We start from the raw sequence: 16,874 nt of genomic DNA on the forward strand, positions 1-16,874 counted from the left end.
ACGCTGTTGAGTTCTCAAGGAACGGACGCTTCCTTTAGTCCCTTTCGGGCCCTCCGGGCGCTTCCCTTCGTTGTCTCCAACCTTACCAGACTCTTATTCGTTCCGTTTCCGGTCCGAGTTTCGAATCCAGTGGCCGTTGGGGGCCTTTTGCCTTTCGGCTGCTCCGACTTTATCAGATTTCTCCGGGTCGGATTTCCACCTTCCCGGAGAAGGTCCGGACACAGAGTTGTTCCGGGTTCCTCGTTCAGGCGGAGCCGTAAACGTACTGGACGGCCGCGCCCGGAAGCAAATCGGCTCCGGCACGGCCGTCCATACGGCTGATGCGGCGTCAGACCTCTACGACCACAGGGAGGATCATCGGACGCCGGCGGTAGGTGTCGGACACCCACTTACCCAGCGTCCGGCGGACCAGCTGCTGCAGCTGGTGCGGTTCGGCGACGCCGTCCTGGGCCGCCTTGTTGAACGCTTCCTCGATCTTCGGCAGGACCGCGCCGAATGCGGCGTCCTCGATGCCGGAACCGCGGGCATTGACATTCGGGCCGCCGACGATCTTGCCGGTGGTGCTGTCCACCACCACGAAGACCGAGACGATGCCCTCGTCGCCGAGGATCCGGCGGTCCTTGAGCGAGGCCTCGGTGACATCGCCGACCGAGAGCCCGTCGACGTAGACGTACCCCGCCTGCACCTTGCCGACGATCTTGGCGATGCCGTCGACCAGGTCGACCACGACACCGTCCTCGGCGATGACCACCCGGTCCTTGGGGACACCGGTCAGGGCACCGAGCTCGGCGTTGGCCCGCAGGTGGCGCCACTCGCCGTGCACCGGCATCAGGTTGCGCGGCTTGCAGATGTTGTAGAAGTACAGCAGCTCGCCCGCGGAGGCGTGGCCGGAGACATGGACCTTGGCATTGCCCTTGTGGACGACGTTCGCGCCCCAGCGGGTCAGGCCGTTGATCACGCGGTAGACCGCGTTCTCGTTGCCCGGGATGAGCGACGACGCCAGGATCACCGTGTCGCCCTGGACGATGCGGATCTGGTGGTCGCGGTTGGCCATCCGGGACAGCGCGGCCATCGGCTCGCCCTGGGAGCCCGTGCAGACCAGCACGACCTCCTCCTCCGGGAGGTCGTCGAGCGCCTTCACGTCGACGACCAGGCCCGCCGGAACGCGCAGGTAGCCCAGGTCACGGGCGATGCCCATGTTGCGGACCATCGAGCGTCCGACGAAGGCGACCCGGCGGCCGTACTCGTGAGCCGCGTCCAGGATCTGCTGGATGCGGTGCACATGGCTGGCGAAGCTGGCCACGATGATGCGGCGCTGGGCACTGCCGAAGACGGTGCGCAGCACGTTCGAGATGTCGCGCTCGGGCGGTACGAAGCCCGGGACCTCGGCGTTCGTCGAGTCGCTCAGGAGCAGGTCGATGCCCTCCTCACCGAGCCTCGCGAACGCGGGCAGGTCGGTGAGACGGCCGTCGAGCGGCAGCTGGTCCATCTTGAAGTCGCCGGTGTGGACCACCATGCCCGCGGGGGTGCGGATGGCGACGGCCAGGGCGTCCGGGATGGAGTGGTTGACCGAGACGAACTCGCAGTCGAAGGGTCCGACGCGCTCGCGGTGTCCCTCCTTGACCTCGAGGGTGTACGGCCGGATCCGGTGCTCCTGGAGCTTGGCCTCGATCAGCGCGAGGGTGAGCTTGGAGCCGATCAGCGGGATGTCCGGCTTCTCGCGGAGCAGGAAGGGGACGCCGCCGATGTGGTCCTCGTGCCCATGGGTGAGCACGATGCCGTCGATGTCGTCGAGACGGTCCCGCAGGGTGCTGAAGTCCGGCAGGATCAGGTCGACTCCGGGCTGCTCCTCCTCGGGGAAGAGCACTCCGCAGTCGACGATCAGCAGGCGGCCGTCGTACTCGAAGACGGTCATGTTGCGGCCGATCTCGCCGAGGCCGCCGAGCGGCGTGACGCGCAGGCCGCCCCGGGGAAGCTTCGGCGGAGCGCCCAGTTCGGGGTGCGGATGACTCAAAAGACTCTCCTCACCACACGCGCCACCTGCCCCGTGGGGGCACGTGGCGCGCGTGACAATCGTGCACTTGCAGTTGTGTCCGTATGTGGTTGTGCCGGTATGCAGTTGTGACGTCTGTGTCTAGAGCTGTACCCCACCCGCGGCCAGATCGCGCTTGAGCTGCTCGGTCTCCTCGGGAGAGAGCTCCACGAGGGGCAGCCGCAGCGGTCCGCCGGGCAGGCCCTGGAGGGCGAGGGCGGCCTTGGTCGTGATCACGCCCTGGGTGCGGAACATGCCCGTGAAGACCGGCAGCAGCTTCTGGTGGATCTCGGTCGCCTTGGCGACGTCACCGTTGAGGTGGGCGTCCAGCAGGGCGCGCAGCTCGGGCGTGACGACATGGCCCACGACCGACACGAAGCCGACGGCGCCGACGGAGAGCAGCGGGAGGTTCAGCATGTCGTCGCCGGAGTACCAGGCGAGGCCGCTGCGGGCGAGGGCCCAGCTGGCCCGCCCGAGGTCGCCCTTGGCGTCCTTGTTGGCGACGATCCGCGGATGGTCGGCGAGCCGGACGATCGTCTCGGTGTTGATCGGGACGCCGCTGCGGCCGGGGATGTCGTAGAGCATGACCGGCAGGTCGGTGGCGTCCGCGATGGCGCTGAAGTGCCGGTAGAGGCCCTCCTGCGGCGGCTTGCTGTAGTACGGCGTGACCGCGAGCAGGCCGTGGGCTCCCGCCTTCTCCGCGGCGCGGGCCAGCTCGACGCTGTGCCGGGTGTCGTTGGTGCCGGCTCCGGCCACGACGTGGGCGCGGTCTCCGACGGCCTCCACCACGGCCCGTACCAGCTGGGCTTTCTCCGCGTCGCTGGTGGTCGGGGACTCGCCGGTGGTGCCGTTGACGATGATGCCGTCGTTGCCGGCGTCCACCAGATGGGCGGCGAGCCGCTGCGCGCCGTCGATGTCGAGTTCGCCGTCGTCTGAGAACGGCGTGACCATGGCGGTCAGGACCCGTCCGAACGGGGTCTGCGGTGTGGAGGTCGGAGCCATGGGTCCCACGCTACTCGTAGCTCCCCGTCGTGTGCTCCCTCGGGGCACCCGCGATGCGGATCCCGGCACTGCCTGCTCGGGGGTTCAAGCAGTGCCGGGTCCGTTTGTTCAGCCTAGATGAACTTCACGAAACGTCGCAATACGGACACTTCTCGCGGTTGACGGGCCGCGGCCGCCCTACGGCGCGATCCGGCCGTTGGCGTTGAAGGCGGCGTGGGTGAGCGGCATCAGCCGGGCCCACTGGGCCTCCATCCGCTCGCCCACCATCTCGATCTCCCGCTGCGGGAAGGAGGGGACCTTCGCCTGCTCGTGCTGGGTGCGCAGGCCGAGGAAGTGCATCAGCGAGCGGGCGTTGCAGGTCGCGTACATCGACGAGAAAAGACCGACCGGCAGGACCGAACGGGCCACCTCGCGGGCGACGCCCGCGGCCAGCATCTCCTGATACGCCTCGTAGGCCCGGAGGTAGGCGTCCTCCATGAGGCGGCCGGTCAGCTCGTGCTGCTCCGGGGTGCCCGCGACGAACTCGTACTTCCCCGGACGCCCCTGCTGCACCAGCTTGCGGTCCTCGCCCGGTACGTAGAAGACCGGCTGCAGCTCCCGGTAGCGGCCGGACTCCTCGTTGTACGACCAGCCGACCCGGTGCCGCATGAACTCGCGGAAGACGAGGATCGGGGCGCTGATGAAGAAGGTCATCGAGTTGTGCTCGAACGGGCTGCCGTGCCGGTCGCGCATCAGGTAGTTGATCAGGCCCTTGGAGCGCTCCGGGTCCTTCGACAGCTCGTCGAGGGACTGCTCCCCGGCTGTCGAGACCCGGGCTGCCCACAGCACGTCGGAGTCCGCGGCGCTGTGCTTGACCAGCTCGACGGTCACATCGCTGCGGAAACTGGGCTTGGCGCTCTCGGCGGGGGTGTCGCTCACCGACGGGGGTCCTTCCGGTTGTGCATTCGCGGTGCATCGCTGCTGGGGCGGCGCCCAGCTTACGGCCCGGCACCGACACCGCCGGGCGGCGGACCGCCGGACGGCTGCGGGCCCGTGCCGGTGCCCGGCGGGGCGGTTGATGTTTTTCACAGAACCTGTCGGAAAAGCGGCACCAAGTAAGGGGTTCGTACGTCTGAACCAGTGAGACCGGTCCCACCGAGATGTATCCGAGGAGAGCTCTTCATGTTCCGCCGGCGAGAGCCTGTGCCATTCGCCTTCATCGCCGAGGCAGACCGCTTCCGCAGCAACGTAGAACCGCCCCCGCGTCAGTCCGCGAGCCGCTCCGAGATCGCCGGGAGGTCCCTCGTCGGGCTGACGGTGGTCGCCGGACTCGTGGGGGCGCTGCTGTTCGGCGTGCCCGCGCTCGGCAACGGCGCCTCCACCACCAGCAAGGCATCCCAGTCCGAGAGCGCCCAGAACCCTTGAGCCGGACGCGACCCGGGGTGGTCGCGTTCCGGCCGCATCGCTAATGTCACCGGGCACAGCCTTCGAGCGTGCGTATGAACTGAGGAACCGCCGTGCCCCTGACCTTTCTGACCGCCGACCGTGCTCTCGACGAGGTCGACGACGAGGTCATGCTGCCGTACGGCGATCCGGACCGCTGGCGCCGTCCGTACCGCCCCGGCCCCTGGCGGGTCGGGGCCGCGGCGCTCGCGCTGCTGCTCGCTTCGTATCTGCTGCTCGCCACCATGATCGTCGCTTTTGCCGGTGCGCCGGCGGGAGCGGGCGCCTGCGCGAGCGGTGCGGCCGCGGTGATCGCGGCGGCGCTGCGGCTGCTGCGGACGGGCGTCTGGGTGAGTCCCCAGGGGCTGCGGCGGGTGGGCTTCTGGGCCACCACGACCCTGCGGTGGTCCGAGGTCTCCGCCGTGCGGACCGTGCAGCAGCCGGTGAACTGGCTGGGCCTGCCCCGTACCGTTCAGGGGCAGGCGCTGCTGGCGGTGCGGACGGCGGGCGAGCCGCTGCCTGCGCTGCTGACGGACCACAGCGCCGACTTCCTGGGCCGCGCGGACGCCTTCGAGACCGCGGCCGAGGCCGTGGAGGGCTGGGCGACGGACCACCGGCGGTGACCCTCAAGGGCACGCCCCACCCCGCGTGGCGGTGATCGACCGGGGGCGTGCGGGAGCGGAGCTCCGGCGCGCGGAGGGTCTACCTGCCGCGTGTGCCGCGGATCAGGCGCGTACGGGCTTGTGGTCGTGCAGGGCGATCGCCCGCTGCATCGCCTTCCGGGCCCGCGGGGTGTCCCGGGCGTCGTGGTAGGCGACCGCCAGCCGGAACCAGGCCCGCCAGTCGTCGGGCGTCTGCTCGGCCTCGGCCCGCCGCCGGGCGAACACCGCGTCCGCGGAGTCCCGGTCGATCCGGCCGCTCGGCGTCCGGACGAGCTCGTCGACGGGCAGCCCGCCCTCGGCCTCCAGCTCGGCGGCGAGCCGGTCCGCGCTGCGGGCGAAGCGCGTCGTCTGCCACAGGAACCAGAGGCCGATCAGCGGCAGCACCAGCACGGAGATCCCGAAGACGACCGTCAGCGCGGTGCCCTGCTCGATGAGCAGCACCCCTCGGTGGCCGACCAGGACGAAGTACACGACCAGGACGGCCGCCGTCAGGAAGTACGTGATCTTGGCGCGCACGGGCTCAGTCCAGGTCCAGGAAGTGCTCCAGGCCGAACGTCAGCCCGGGGGTGGAGACCACGCGGCGCACCCCGAGCAGGATGCCCGGCATGAAGCAGCTGTGGTGCAGCGAGTCGTGCCGCAGGGTGAGGGTCTCGCCGGTGTCGCCGAGGAGGACCTCCTGGTGGGCGAGGAGGCCGCGGAGCCGAACGGCGTGCACCGGCACCCCGTCCACGTCCGCGCCGCGGGCGCCCTCCAGCGCGGTGACCGTGGCGTCGGGCTGCGGTGCGCAGCCGGCCTCCCGACGGGCCTCGGCGATCAGCTGGGCGGTCCGGGTCGCGGTGCCGGAGGGGGCGTCCGCCTTGTTGGGGTGGTGGAGCTCGACGACCTCGACGGACTCGAAGAAGCGGGCCGCCTGCCGGGCGAAGCGCATGGTGAGCACCGCGCCGATGGAGAAGTTCGGCGCGATGAGCACGCCGGTCTCCGGGGAGGCGTCGAGCGAGGCGCGGAGCTGGGCGATCCGCTCCTCGGTCCAGCCGGTCGTGCCGACGACCCCGTGGATGCCGTGCCGCACACAGAAGTCGAGGTTGCCCATCACCGAGCCGGGGTCGGTGAGCTCGACGGCGACCTGGGCGCCGGCCTCGACCAGCGTCTCCAGCTTGTCGCCCCGGCCGAGCGCGGCCACCAGCTCCATGTCCTCGGCCGCTTCCACGGCCCGCACGGCCTCGGAGCCGATGCGCCCCTTGGCGCCGATGACCGCCACGCGGAGCTTGCTGCTCATGGTGGGTCTCCCTCACTTCCTGTGGTGCTGCTCGACAACCGGCCCGGACCCTCCGGCGCGGTGGTCAGGCCACCGCGTCGTGCAGACGCGCCGCCTGCTTGTCCTTCAACGGGCCGATGACGGACAGCGAGGGCCGCTGTCCCAGTACATCGCGGGCCACCGACCGCACGTCGTCCGGGGTGACGGCGGCGATCCGCCGGAGCATCTCGTCGACCGACATCTGTTCACCCCAGCACAGCTCGCTCTTGCCGATGCGGTTCATCAGCGCGCCGGTGTCCTCCAGCCCGAGCACCGTGGAGCCGGAGAGCTGGCCGACGGCACGACGCAGCTCGTCGTCGCTGAGACCGTGCTGCGCGACCTGGTCCAGCTCGTCGCGGCAGATCTTCAGCACGTCGTCGACCTGGCTCGGACGGCAGCCGGCGTAGACGCCGAAGAGGCCGCAGTCGGCGAAGCCCGAGGTGTAGGAGTACACGGAGTAGGCCAGCCCGCGCTTCTCCCGGATCTCCTGGAACAGCCGGGAGCTCATGCCGCCGCCGAGCGCCGTGTTGAGCACGCCGAGCGCCCAGCGCCGGTCGTCGGTGCGGGCGATGCCGGGCATGCCCAGGACGATGTGCGCCTGCTCGGTCTTCCGGCCGATCGTCTCGACCCGTCCGGCCGCGCGGATCCGGCGCTCGCCGCTGCGGGGCAGGGCGGGGACGGCGTCCGGGTCGCCCAGGGCGCCGGCCCGTTCGAAGGCGGTGCGCACCTGGCGGACGACCGTGGCGTGGTCCACGTTGCCGGCCGCGGCGACGATCAGATGGGTGGGGTCGTAGTGCTTCTTGAAGAAGCGGGCGATCCGGTCGCGGTCGAGGCCGTTCACCGTGTCGACGGTGCCGAGGACCGGGCGGCCGAGCGGGGTGTCGCCGAACATGGTGTGCGCGAACAGGTCGTGCACCACGTCGCCCGGGTCGTCCTCGGTCATCGCGATCTCCTCGAGGATGACGCCGCGCTCGGCGTCCACGTCCTCGGCCTCGATCAGCGAACCGGTGAGCATGTCGCACACCACGTCGATGGCGAGCGGCAGGTCGGTGTCGAGCACCCGCGCGTAGTAGCAGGTGTACTCCTTCGCCGTGAAGGCGTTCATCTCGCCACCGACCGCGTCGATCGCGGCGGAGATGTCGAGGGCGCTGCGCTTGGCGGTGCCCTTGAAGAGCAGGTGCTCCAGGTAGTGGGTGGCGCCGCCCAGCGACGGGGACTCGTCGCGCGAGCCCACGTGCGCCCAGATGCCGAAGGTGGCGGAGCGCACCGACGGCAGGGTCTCGGTGACGACGCGGAGGCCGCCGGGGAGGGTGGTCCGGCGCACCGTGCCGATGCCGTTCTCACCCTTGAGGAGCGTTTGGGTACGGGCGACGGCCCGCCCCTCCGAAGAGGTGCGGGCCGTCATCCGGTGCGTACGCGACGTCACTTGGCGGCGTCGTCCTTCGACTCGGCCTCGGCGTTGTCGCCGTCCTCACCCTCGATGACCGGGTGCAGCGACAGCTTGCCGCGCTGGTCGATCTCGGCGATCTCGACCTGGACCTTGGAGCCCACCGCGAGCACGTCCTCGACGTTCTCCACGCGCTTGCCACCGGCGAGCTTGCGGATCTGCGAGATGTGCAGCAGGCCGTCCTTGCCGGGCATCAGCGAGACGAAGGCACCGAAGGTGGTGGTCTTCACGACCGTGCCCAGGTAGCGCTCGCCGACCTCGGGCATCGTCGGGTTGGCGATGCCGTTGATGGTCGTGCGGGCGGCCTCGGCGGCCGGGCCGTCGGCGGCACCGATGTAGATGGTGCCGTCGTCCTCGATGGTGATGTCGGCGCCGGTGTCCTCCTGGATCTGGTTGATCATCTTGCCCTTGGGGCCGATGACCTCACCGATCTTGTCCACCGGGATCTTGATGGTGATGATCCGCGGGGCGTTCGGGGACATCTCGTCCGGAACGTCGATGGCCTCGTTCATCACGTCGAGGATGTGCAGCCGGGCGTCGCGGGCCTGCTTGAGGGCCGCGGCCAGCACGGACGCCGGAATGCCGTCCAGCTTGGTGTCCAGCTGCAGCGCGGTGACGAACTGCTTGGTGCCGGCGACCTTGAAGTCCATGTCGCCGAACGCGTCCTCGGCGCCGAGGATGTCGGTCAGCGCGACGTAGTGCGTCTCGCCGTCGATCTCCTGGGAGATCAGGCCCATGGCGATACCGGCGACGGCGGCCTTCAGCGGCACACCGGCGTTCAGCAGCGACATGGTGGAGGCGCAGACCGAGCCCATGGAGGTCGAGCCGTTGGAGCCGAGCGCCTCGGAGACCTGGCGGATGGCGTACGGGAACTCCTCGCGCGTCGGCAGCACGGGCAGGATCGCCCGCTCGGCCAGCGCGCCGTGGCCGATCTCGCGGCGCTTCGGCGAACCGACGCGGCCGGTCTCACCGACGGAGTACGGCGGGAAGTTGTAGTTGTGCATGTAGCGGCGGCGCGTCTCCGGGGAGAGCGTGTCCAGCTGCTGCTCCATGCGGAGCATGTTCAGCGTGGTGACACCCAGGATCTGGGTCTCGCCGCGCTCGAACAGCGCCGAGCCGTGCACCCGCGGGATCGCCTCGACCTCGGCGGCCAGGGTGCGGATGTCGGTGACGCCGCGGCCGTCGATGCGGACCTTGTCCTTGATGACGCGCTCGCGGACCAGCTTCTTGGTCAGCGCGCGGTAGGCACCCGAGATCTCCTTCTCGCGGCCCTCGAACTGCGGCAGCAGCTTGTCGACGGCGATGCCCTTGACCCGGTCGAGCTCGGCCTCACGGGCCTGCTTGCCGGCAATGGTCAGCGCCTGCGCGAGCTCCTCGCGGACGGCCTGGTCGAGCGCCTGGAGGACGTCGTCCTCGTAGTCCAGGAAGATCGGGAACTCGGCGGTCGGCTTGGCGGCCTTGGCGGCGAGGTCGGCCTGGGCGCGGCACAGCACCTTGATGAAGGGCTTGGCGGCCTCCAGACCGGCGGCGACGACCTCCTCGGTCGGCGCCTCGGCGCCGCCCTCGACGAGCTTGATCGTCTTGGTCGTGGCCTCGGCCTCGACCATCATGATCGCGACATCGCCGTCCTCGAGGGTGCGGCCGGCGACCACCATGTCGAAGACGGCGTCCTCGAGCTCGGTGTGCGTCGGGAACGCGACCCACTGGCCACGGATCAGCGCGACGCGGACGCCGCCGATCGGGCCGGAGAAGGGCAGACCGGCCAGCTGCGTGGAAGCGGAGGCGGCGTTGATCGCGACCACGTCGTACAGGTGCTCGGGGTTGAGCGCCATGATCGTGGCGACGACCTGGATCTCGTTGCGCAGGCCCTTCTTGAAGGACGGGCGCAGCGGGCGGTCGATCAGGCGGCAGGTGAGGACGGCGTCCTCGGAGGGCCGGCCCTCACGGCGGAAGAAGGAACCGGGGATGCGCCCGGCGGCGTACATCCGCTCCTCGACGTCCACCGTCAGCGGGAAGAAGTCGAGCTGGTCCTTGGGGTTCTTGGAAGCGGAGGTGGCCGACAGCACCATGGTGTCGTCGTCCAGGTAGGCCACGGCGGAACCGGCGGCCTGACGGGCCAGACGGCCCGTCTCGAAGCGAATGGTGCGGGTACCGAAGGAACCGTTGTCGATGACGGCCTCGGTGTAGTGGGTCTCGTTCTCCACCAGGAAAATCTCCTCGTCTGCGTCCCTCGCCCGTCCGGCGGGGACGGTAGCGGCGGAGCGCCTGGGACCGCTCACTCCGGTCGGCCGGGCCGGTCTTCGATCGAAGCCTCCGGAATTGCTTGTTCCGGCGGCCACTACCGAGGACCGGCGCCTGCGGCGTCGAGCTTGCGGCGGGAAGGCGCTCCCCCTCATGAATGCACTGTGCTGTTCTGTCTTGCGTTGTGCGACCAGACTACAAAGCTTCGGCCGTCGTCACGACGGCTGGAAGCGCTGTTGCGTCCGGTTCGTGATGCCGCGCGGTCGCACATGCGTCCGCATACGGCGAAGGGAGCGGCCCCCTGACCGGGAACCGCCCCCTTCCACGGCGTCTTACTTGGCGCCCGCAGCACCGCGGCGGATGCCGAGGCGCTCGACCAGCGCACGGAAGCGCGTGATGTCCTTCTTCGCCAGGTACTGCAGCAGGCGGCGGCGCTGGCCGACCAGCAGCAGCAGACCACGGCGGGAGTGGTGGTCGTGCTTGTGCGTCTTGAGGTGCTCGGTCAGGTCCGTGATGCGGCGGGAGAGCATCGCGACCTGGACCTCGGGGGAGCCGGTGTCACCCTCCTTGGTGGCGAACTCGGCCATGATCTGCTTCTTCGTAGCGGCGTCGAGCGACACGCGGTACTCCTCTTGGTTCGTTTCGGCCGCCGAGTGCCCCTGGTCTGTCGCACAGGGGAGCTTCCGTGACTCGGGAGGCGGGGTCCGCTGGGCGCTGCCTCCAGATGCTCCGGGGGCGCGTACACAAACGGCCGTCACCCACAGTACCAGTCCGCCGATGATGCTCGGCGCCCGGGCGGAGGGGCCGCATCCGGGGCCGGGCGGGAGGAGCCGGGGGCGGTGTGCCGGGGCCTGCGGACGTCCGTACGGGGTGCCGGTGCTGCCGCGGACGGCGGGCGGTGTCCTGTCGGAGGGGTCCGGGGGCGGGGGTGCCGACGCTCCCGTGGGCCGACGCTCCCGTGGACGGGGGGCGGGTTCGGCGACTGCGGGCTGCCGGGGCCGGGAGATCCACTCGTCCTGGTCATGTGGCTCCCGGGCGCCGGCTTGACGGCTCGGGGTCCAGCGGCGTGATCCGGCCCGCCGCACACGACCGCCGCCCCGCCGACGTGATGCGGCGGGGCGGCGGGGGTGGGAGCGGTGCTCCGGGGGCCGGAAGCCGGGGCGTTCCGGGGCCGGGCGCGGGCCGGGGGTTCCGGTCGCGTGAGCGTTCCGGAGCGGGCCCGGGCCCGGCGCGGGTGGCCGGGCGCGGGTGGCCGATGGAGGCGGCCGGTGGGGGCGGCCGGTGGGTGGCTACTTCCCGAAGGCGAGGATCAGCTTCTCTCCGCCCTCGGTGTCGTTCACCCGGTCGGAGGCAATGTAGAACCGGCCCCCTTCGTATGCCTTGATGGAGCTGAAGAAACTCCGCTCGGCGCCGGCGGTCGCCTGCGGGGTGCGGAACAGGCTCTTCTGCTTGCCCCCTCCGGCGGGGATGGTCAGCAGCTCACCGGGGGTGTCGAAGCCCGGCTCCCGGTAGGCGACGAGGTTCTTGCCCTGCATCACCAGCGGCGCCATCGTGCGTTCCTCGCCCGCGGGCGAGGTCCACTTGCGCTTGCCGGAGTCGAGGTCGAAGGCGTGGATCTCGTTGGTCCGGCCGATGGTGTCCCCGCCGCTGCGCTTCGCCTCGGTCGGGAGGTAGAGGGTGTCGGCGTCCGCGACGACGCCCTGGCAGCTGCCGAGGTCCTTGGCGATGATGCTCATGCCGCAGCTCGGTGTGTAGGTGTCCTTGCCGAGATCGATCTGCGAGCGCGGCTTGCCGCCCGCGACCGCCCAGATGCCGCCGGACTTGCGGTCCTCGTCGATGAGGGACACGACCGCGGGGTCCGTCGAGTAGATCTTGTTGACCTGCATCTCGTTCTTGGTCTTCATGGTCCAGCGGGCCTTGCCGGTGGAGGTGTCCAGCTTCTCCAGCACCGCGTGGTCCTCGCACATCGTCGCCCGCAGCATCGCCTTGCCGCCGGCGTATCCGTCGACCGTGCAGCCCAGCTTCTTCTTCGGGGTCGGGATGGGCTCACCGTTGCCGACCTTGAACATGCCCGAGCCGCCGAACCAGGTCACGCCGACGGCCTCACCGCTGAGCGCCATCGTGGTCCCGATGAACCCCTCGGCGAAACCGCCCGCCTTGGGCAGCGGCTTGTCCCAGACCTTCTTGCCCTTCCGGGTGTCGATCATGGCGAAGTGGCTGCACTCGTCCTTCTTGTCACCCTCGTACGCCACCACGATCTTCCCGTCGTCGGTGGCGTGCCGCGGGGCGGCGCAGACGTTCTTGTCGAGCGGGACGCTCCAGCGCTCCTTGCCGTCCTCGACGCCGTACGCGGTCACCTTCTTGAGGGCGGGCTTCACCGCGAGCGAGTCGGTGATCCAGAAGCCCGGCACGTCGACACCGCGCTTGGAGGTCTTGGGGGTCGGCTCCTGCCACTTCAGCTTCGCCTCGCCCTTGCCGCCGCCGGCACCGGTGAGGCCGTCGCCGCCGGGGCGTTCGCCGATGTCCTCGCCGCTGTCGTCCCCACTGTCGTCGGTGCCGGATCCCTGACCCGAGGAGCCCTTCGCGGCCGGCTTCTCGTCGTCACCGCCGGCCAGCAGCGCTATGCCACCGCCGAGGGCGAGCAGCACGGCCACGACGACGCCGATGACGAGGGCGGTGCGCTGCTTGCCGGGTCCGCCCGGTGCGCCGCCCATGGGGGCGCCGAACGGCTGCCCGGGCGGCGGGTACTGACCGGGGGGCGGGTACTGGCCCGGCAGGTACTGGCCGGGCGGCGGGTAGGCCGCGGGCGGGTGCTGGCCGTACGCCGGCGGGGCGTAGGACGGTTGCTGCGCGTACGGGTTGGGCGGCGCGGCCTGGCCGGGCTGCGCTCCCGGTGCGGGCGGGCCGGCCGGCGCCGCACCGCCCCAGGCGGGCGGCTGCGACGGCGGCTGGGCCGGGGGCACGGGCGGGGCCGCCGGCATCTGCGGCGGCTGGGCTGGCAGTTGCGGTGCCTGCGCCGGCGGCTGCGGTGCCTGCGCGGGCTGCGCGGCGGGCGGCTGCGGCGTCTGCTCGGGCTGCGCGGGCGGCGGGCCGAAACCGGGCTGCCGGGAAGCGCCGGAGCCGTCCTGAGCCGAGGGGCCGGACGGTTCCGGAGGAGGGGGCGGCTGCGACATGGGCGCATACCTCTTCAGCGGGTCCGGCGCCCGGCCGACCTCCCCCGCAATTCCGGTGATGTATTACCGGAATGGAGCGAACCGGGCGCGAATCCCGCACGTCAATGTCCATCAAGCGGGGCCTCTTTGTACCACGCGGGCCCGGCCGGACCGGGTGGTACCCCTTCCCGGATTGCGCCGGGCAGGGGTACCACGCAACGCCTACTCGTAGGCGTGAATGAAGATCTTTTCGCTGCCCGTCAATGTCTCCGTGACGATGAAGAACTGACCCCGGTCCAGATACAACTCGTTGGGTGTGCCGATGCCGTACGCGTCCCGCTCGTCCTCGCTCTCGCTGTCGGGGTGCTGCTGGTAGAGCGACTTCTTTCCGGACGCGAGGTTGAAACGGACCAGTTTTCCGCCCGATTCACCGGTGGGCGTGCTGTACGCGATGACGTTGTCCCCGTCGATTCCCACCGGAAGGGCCGTCCGCTTCGCGCCGGCGTCCTTGGACCACTTCAGCCGGCCGTTGTCCAGCCGGAACGCGACGAGCTTGTTGTACTCCCATTCGGAGTCCTCGGAGGTCATGTCCTCGGTGGGCAGATAGAGGGTGTCGTCGGCGACCACCGCCGCATCGCAGCCGACCATGTCGCACCAGGGCTCGTACGCCAATTCCAGCCTCCCCTCCTTGTCCCGCACGCCCTTCTTGGCGATGGAGATCCGGGACCGCTGGTCGCCCTTTGCGTCGAGGGCGATGAATTGGTCGACCTGGAACGCGTCGCGCTCGGCCAGTCCGATCACGACGGGCGAGGTGGACACGAAGGACGCCACCCGCTGCCCCTTGGGCACCGGCCACGTCCACGTCGCGCTGCCGTCCCGGGGGTCGATCTCCTGCACCTCGCGCGCGAGCGTCTGCTTGCCGCGCACCTTGTAGGTGGTGGAGAGGAGACGGTCACCGCCCACGACGCTGCCCTGGTACCAGCCGTCGCGGACGGGAACACTCCACTCCTTGCCGCCGTCGGAGAGCCGCCGGCGTTCGAGGCTGCGCTCCCCCGCGATGATCAGGGCGTCGCCCGACCGGGCGCTGGAGACGTACTGAACGGCCTTGCCGTCCTCGTACTCGGCGGCGAGCGGCGTGGTCCACAGGCGCCGGTGGTCGGCGAGGTCGATCAGTGTGAGCTGGTTGCACACCCCCTTGGCCTTGAAGGTCAGGGCGAGTGTCCCGCCGGCGGGCGGGGTCCGGTCACCGCAGATGTCGCCCGGCAGGGGCACCGTCCACAGCACGTCACCGCTCTTGCGGTCGTAGGCCTTGACGGTCTTGATCTCCTGCTTGATCACTGCCCGGTCGGTGAACCAGGTGCCCCGGCCGTCCGAGGCCACGTAGTCGACGATCTTGCCCTTGGGGGCGGGGGCCTTCCAGTCGATCCCGCTGTGCAGCTTGTGCGGGTGCTCCGGCCTCGGCTTCGGCTTCGCCTGGTGACTGCCGCCGCTGTCCCCACCGAGGTAGAGCCAGGCTCCTCCGCCGACGCCGGCGAGTGCGACGACGATGCCGACGACCAGGGCTATGAGGCCCCGTCTCGCCCGGCGCCCGGGCGGTCCGGGCGGCGGTGACTGCGGGGCCTGCGGCGGGAAGCCGGGGGGCGGCGGGGCCTGCCCGCCGTACTGCGGAGCCTGCTGGGCATAGGGGTTGGGTCCGGTCCAGCCCTGCTGCGAGGGCGGGTTGTACGGTCCGTGGGAGGGCTGCGACATGAGCTCTTTCTCGTCGGTCGTGAACTACGGGGGCTCGTCGGTCGTGAACTACGGGCTGGTCGGCCGGGAACCAGGGGCTCGTCGACCGTGAACCACGGGTGGGAGGCCGGCCGGTCGGCGGCCGCGCCGCGTCAACGGAAAGCGGCGATCAGCGGCTTGGGCGACTCGCCCTCCTCGCGGGAATAGATCTCCTCGGCGGCGAGAAAGAACATCCCCCGGTGCAGGAGCGGAACGGTGTCCTGCTCGATGGACGACTCGCGTTCGCTGGACCAGTCGGGGTGACGTTCGTAGACGGAGCGCTTTCCCGTTTCCGCGTCGTAGCGCAGCAGCACACCGCCCTTCTCCTCGGTGGGCGGCTCATAGGCGATGAGATCCCCGTCGAGGACCGCGACGGGTTCGAGTTCCCGCTTGTTGTCCGGTTCCAGCAACCGTTTCGATTTGCCCGTCCCGAGGTCGTACGCCACGACCTCGTTCATGAGGGTCGCGCCGTCGCCGTAGGACTCGTGCGTGGGGCCGGAGAGATACACCGTGTCGTCGGTAACGACGATGTCGGCACAGCGCGGGGAGTCATTGGCGCACAGATACTGGCCCTTCTCCCCCACCGAGATCTTCGTCGGTTTCCGGTTTCCGGGGCGCAGCCGCAGGATGTACTCGACCGATTCCGCCTGCTGCGACTGGAGAGCGATCACGGGCGGGGAGGTCGACAGGATATTCGTGACATCCAGGTTGTCCGGAACGTCCCAGACGTTCTTCCGACGGGCCGTCTCCGGGTCCAGTTCCCACACCTGCCGGCCGCCGGCCTCGCCGCACGAGGCGACGACGAGCAGCGATTTCCCGGATTCCGCGCCGGCGGCGGCGGACAGAGAGCAATCCTCGAGATAGCCGCGGTCCTGGTAGACCTTCTTCTTGTTGTCGATCCGGTAGGCCGCCGATCCGCTGCCCGACGCCAGGACGACGAGTTTCTCGCTGAGGGCGAGCTCGCCCTCGCTGAAGTTCTCCGGGTCGGTGGGGTCGTGCAGTTCGTCCGTCCAGAGCTCGCGCTTCTTCTCCAGGTCGATGACGGTGAGCTTCCGGCAGCCCTCGCCGTGCTGGACCGCGGCCCGGCCGGCGACCGCCTCGGTGGAGGTCGCGCAGACGACACCGTCCAGTGGCACCGTCCATGCCCGGTCACCCGAGGCGAGGTCATAGGCGATGACCTTGTTCGGCAGGGCCTTCGCCACGTACCGGTCGGTGAACCAGGTGCCGGACGTCGGCTGCACACCGTCCTCGAGCATCGGTACCGGTTCGTCCCAGGCGATCCGGGAGGCGGTCCGGTGCTTGGGCAGCGGCGCGCCCTCCGGCCGGTCCTCGCCTCCGGCCAGCAGCCAGCCGGCCGTGCCGAGGCCCGCGACGAGGACCAGGGCGAGGGTGATGATCAGTGCCGTGCGGCGTGCGCCGGCGCCCCCGCCGCGGGGCGGTCCGCTGCCGTCGCCGGGCAGTCCGGGCCCGTCGGCCGGAGGGTAGAACGCCGGGGGCGGCGGGCCGAATCCCGGCGCCGCCGCGGGCGGTCGAGGGGGGCGGACTCCGGTGTCCCAGATCTGCGGCGGGCGCTGATCCGGGCTCGGTCCATAGGAGGGCGGCTGGGACACGAGAACGTTGTGCCTTTCACTGGGGCGCCGCCGCCGGAGGTGGCGGGCGGGCCGGACGTCAACGGTTCGGGTGTGGGGGGGCGTCAGTTGACGGGACGGCGCTACGGGCGCCGGGCGCGCGGGTGCGGGCGCTGGCGCGTGATGTGCGGCTGCGGCTGCGGCTGCGGCTGCGGCTGCGGCTGCGGCTGCGGCTGCGGCTGCGGCTGCGGCTGCGGCTGCGGCTGCGGCTGCGGCTGCGGCTGCGG

Annotated in this window: 13 protein-coding genes; 2 read left to right on the plus strand and 11 right to left on the minus strand. The window is 70.5% G+C overall.

Going from position 1 to position 16,874, the window contains the following annotated elements:
* Positions 1-328 precede the first annotated feature (328 nt).
* From ABT112_RS31480 to thyX, 3 genes are all read right to left on the minus strand, one after another.
* Positions 329-2,014: a ribonuclease J gene (locus tag ABT112_RS31480; protein ID WP_351515202.1), complete on the minus strand. Its 1,686-nt coding sequence runs from the start codon at positions 2,012-2,014 to the stop codon at positions 329-331.
* A gap of 120 nt (positions 2,015-2,134) precedes the next feature.
* Entirely contained in the window at positions 2,135-3,034 is a 900-nt protein-coding gene (gene dapA, locus ABT112_RS31485; protein WP_351515203.1) for a 4-hydroxy-tetrahydrodipicolinate synthase, read from the minus strand.
* A 177-nt stretch (positions 3,035-3,211) separates the two neighbouring features.
* On the minus strand, positions 3,212-3,952 hold the full coding sequence (gene thyX, locus ABT112_RS31490) for an FAD-dependent thymidylate synthase (RefSeq protein WP_351515204.1): 741 nt from the start codon (positions 3,950-3,952) through the stop codon (positions 3,212-3,214).
* A gap of 243 nt (positions 3,953-4,195) precedes the next feature.
* Between thyX and ABT112_RS31495 the strand changes: the two genes are divergently transcribed.
* Complete coding sequence (locus ABT112_RS31495; protein WP_351515205.1) at positions 4,196-4,438, plus strand: hypothetical protein; 243 nt, start codon at positions 4,196-4,198, stop codon at positions 4,436-4,438.
* 92 nt (positions 4,439-4,530) lie between these two features.
* Complete coding sequence (locus ABT112_RS31500) at positions 4,531-5,079, plus strand: SCO5741 family PH domain-containing membrane protein (RefSeq protein WP_351515206.1); 549 nt, start codon at positions 4,531-4,533, stop codon at positions 5,077-5,079.
* Positions 5,080-5,181: 102 nt separating this feature from the next.
* Here ABT112_RS31500 and ABT112_RS31505 read toward each other — a convergent pair whose 3' ends face one another.
* The 8 genes from ABT112_RS31505 to ABT112_RS31540 all read right to left on the minus strand — a co-directional run bounded on the left by ABT112_RS31505 (position 5,182) and on the right by ABT112_RS31540 (position 16,629).
* Complete coding sequence (locus tag ABT112_RS31505; RefSeq protein WP_351515207.1) at positions 5,182-5,634, minus strand: tetratricopeptide repeat protein; 453 nt, start codon at positions 5,632-5,634, stop codon at positions 5,182-5,184.
* Between the two features lie 4 nt (positions 5,635-5,638).
* Positions 5,639-6,394, minus strand: coding sequence for a 4-hydroxy-tetrahydrodipicolinate reductase (gene dapB, locus ABT112_RS31510; protein WP_351515208.1), 756 nt, complete (start codon positions 6,392-6,394; stop codon positions 5,639-5,641).
* 64 nt (positions 6,395-6,458) lie between these two features.
* Positions 6,459-7,838 carry a M16 family metallopeptidase gene (locus ABT112_RS31515; protein ID WP_351515209.1) on the minus strand — a complete coding sequence of 460 codons (1,380 nt, stop codon included), beginning with the start codon at positions 7,836-7,838 and terminating at the stop codon, positions 6,459-6,461.
* A complete protein-coding gene (locus tag ABT112_RS31520) occupies positions 7,835-10,063 on the minus strand; it encodes a polyribonucleotide nucleotidyltransferase (RefSeq protein WP_351515210.1) in 2,229 nt (742 codons plus the stop codon). The genes ABT112_RS31515 and ABT112_RS31520 overlap by 4 nt, the downstream gene beginning before the upstream one ends.
* Positions 10,064-10,432: 369 nt before the next feature.
* Positions 10,433-10,720: a 30S ribosomal protein S15 gene (gene rpsO / locus ABT112_RS31525; protein WP_351515211.1), complete on the minus strand. Its 288-nt coding sequence runs from the start codon at positions 10,718-10,720 to the stop codon at positions 10,433-10,435.
* A gap of 669 nt (positions 10,721-11,389) precedes the next feature.
* Positions 11,390-13,273, minus strand: coding sequence for an outer membrane protein assembly factor BamB family protein (locus ABT112_RS31530; protein WP_351515212.1), 1,884 nt, complete (start codon positions 13,271-13,273; stop codon positions 11,390-11,392).
* Between the two features lie 201 nt (positions 13,274-13,474).
* The gene (locus ABT112_RS31535) at positions 13,475-15,001 is read right to left on the minus strand and encodes an outer membrane protein assembly factor BamB family protein (protein WP_351515213.1); all 1,527 of its coding nucleotides are present in this window, start codon (positions 14,999-15,001) and stop codon (positions 13,475-13,477) included.
* 131 nt (positions 15,002-15,132) lie between these two features.
* Positions 15,133-16,629 carry an outer membrane protein assembly factor BamB family protein gene (locus tag ABT112_RS31540; protein WP_351515214.1) on the minus strand — a complete coding sequence of 499 codons (1,497 nt, stop codon included), beginning with the start codon at positions 16,627-16,629 and terminating at the stop codon, positions 15,133-15,135.
* Between the last annotated feature and the right edge of the window lie 245 nt (positions 16,630-16,874).

This window comes from Streptomyces sp. NPDC002055, from assembly GCF_040296705.1.
In the GTDB taxonomy this organism is placed as follows: Bacteria; Actinomycetota; Actinomycetes; order Streptomycetales; family Streptomycetaceae; genus Streptomyces.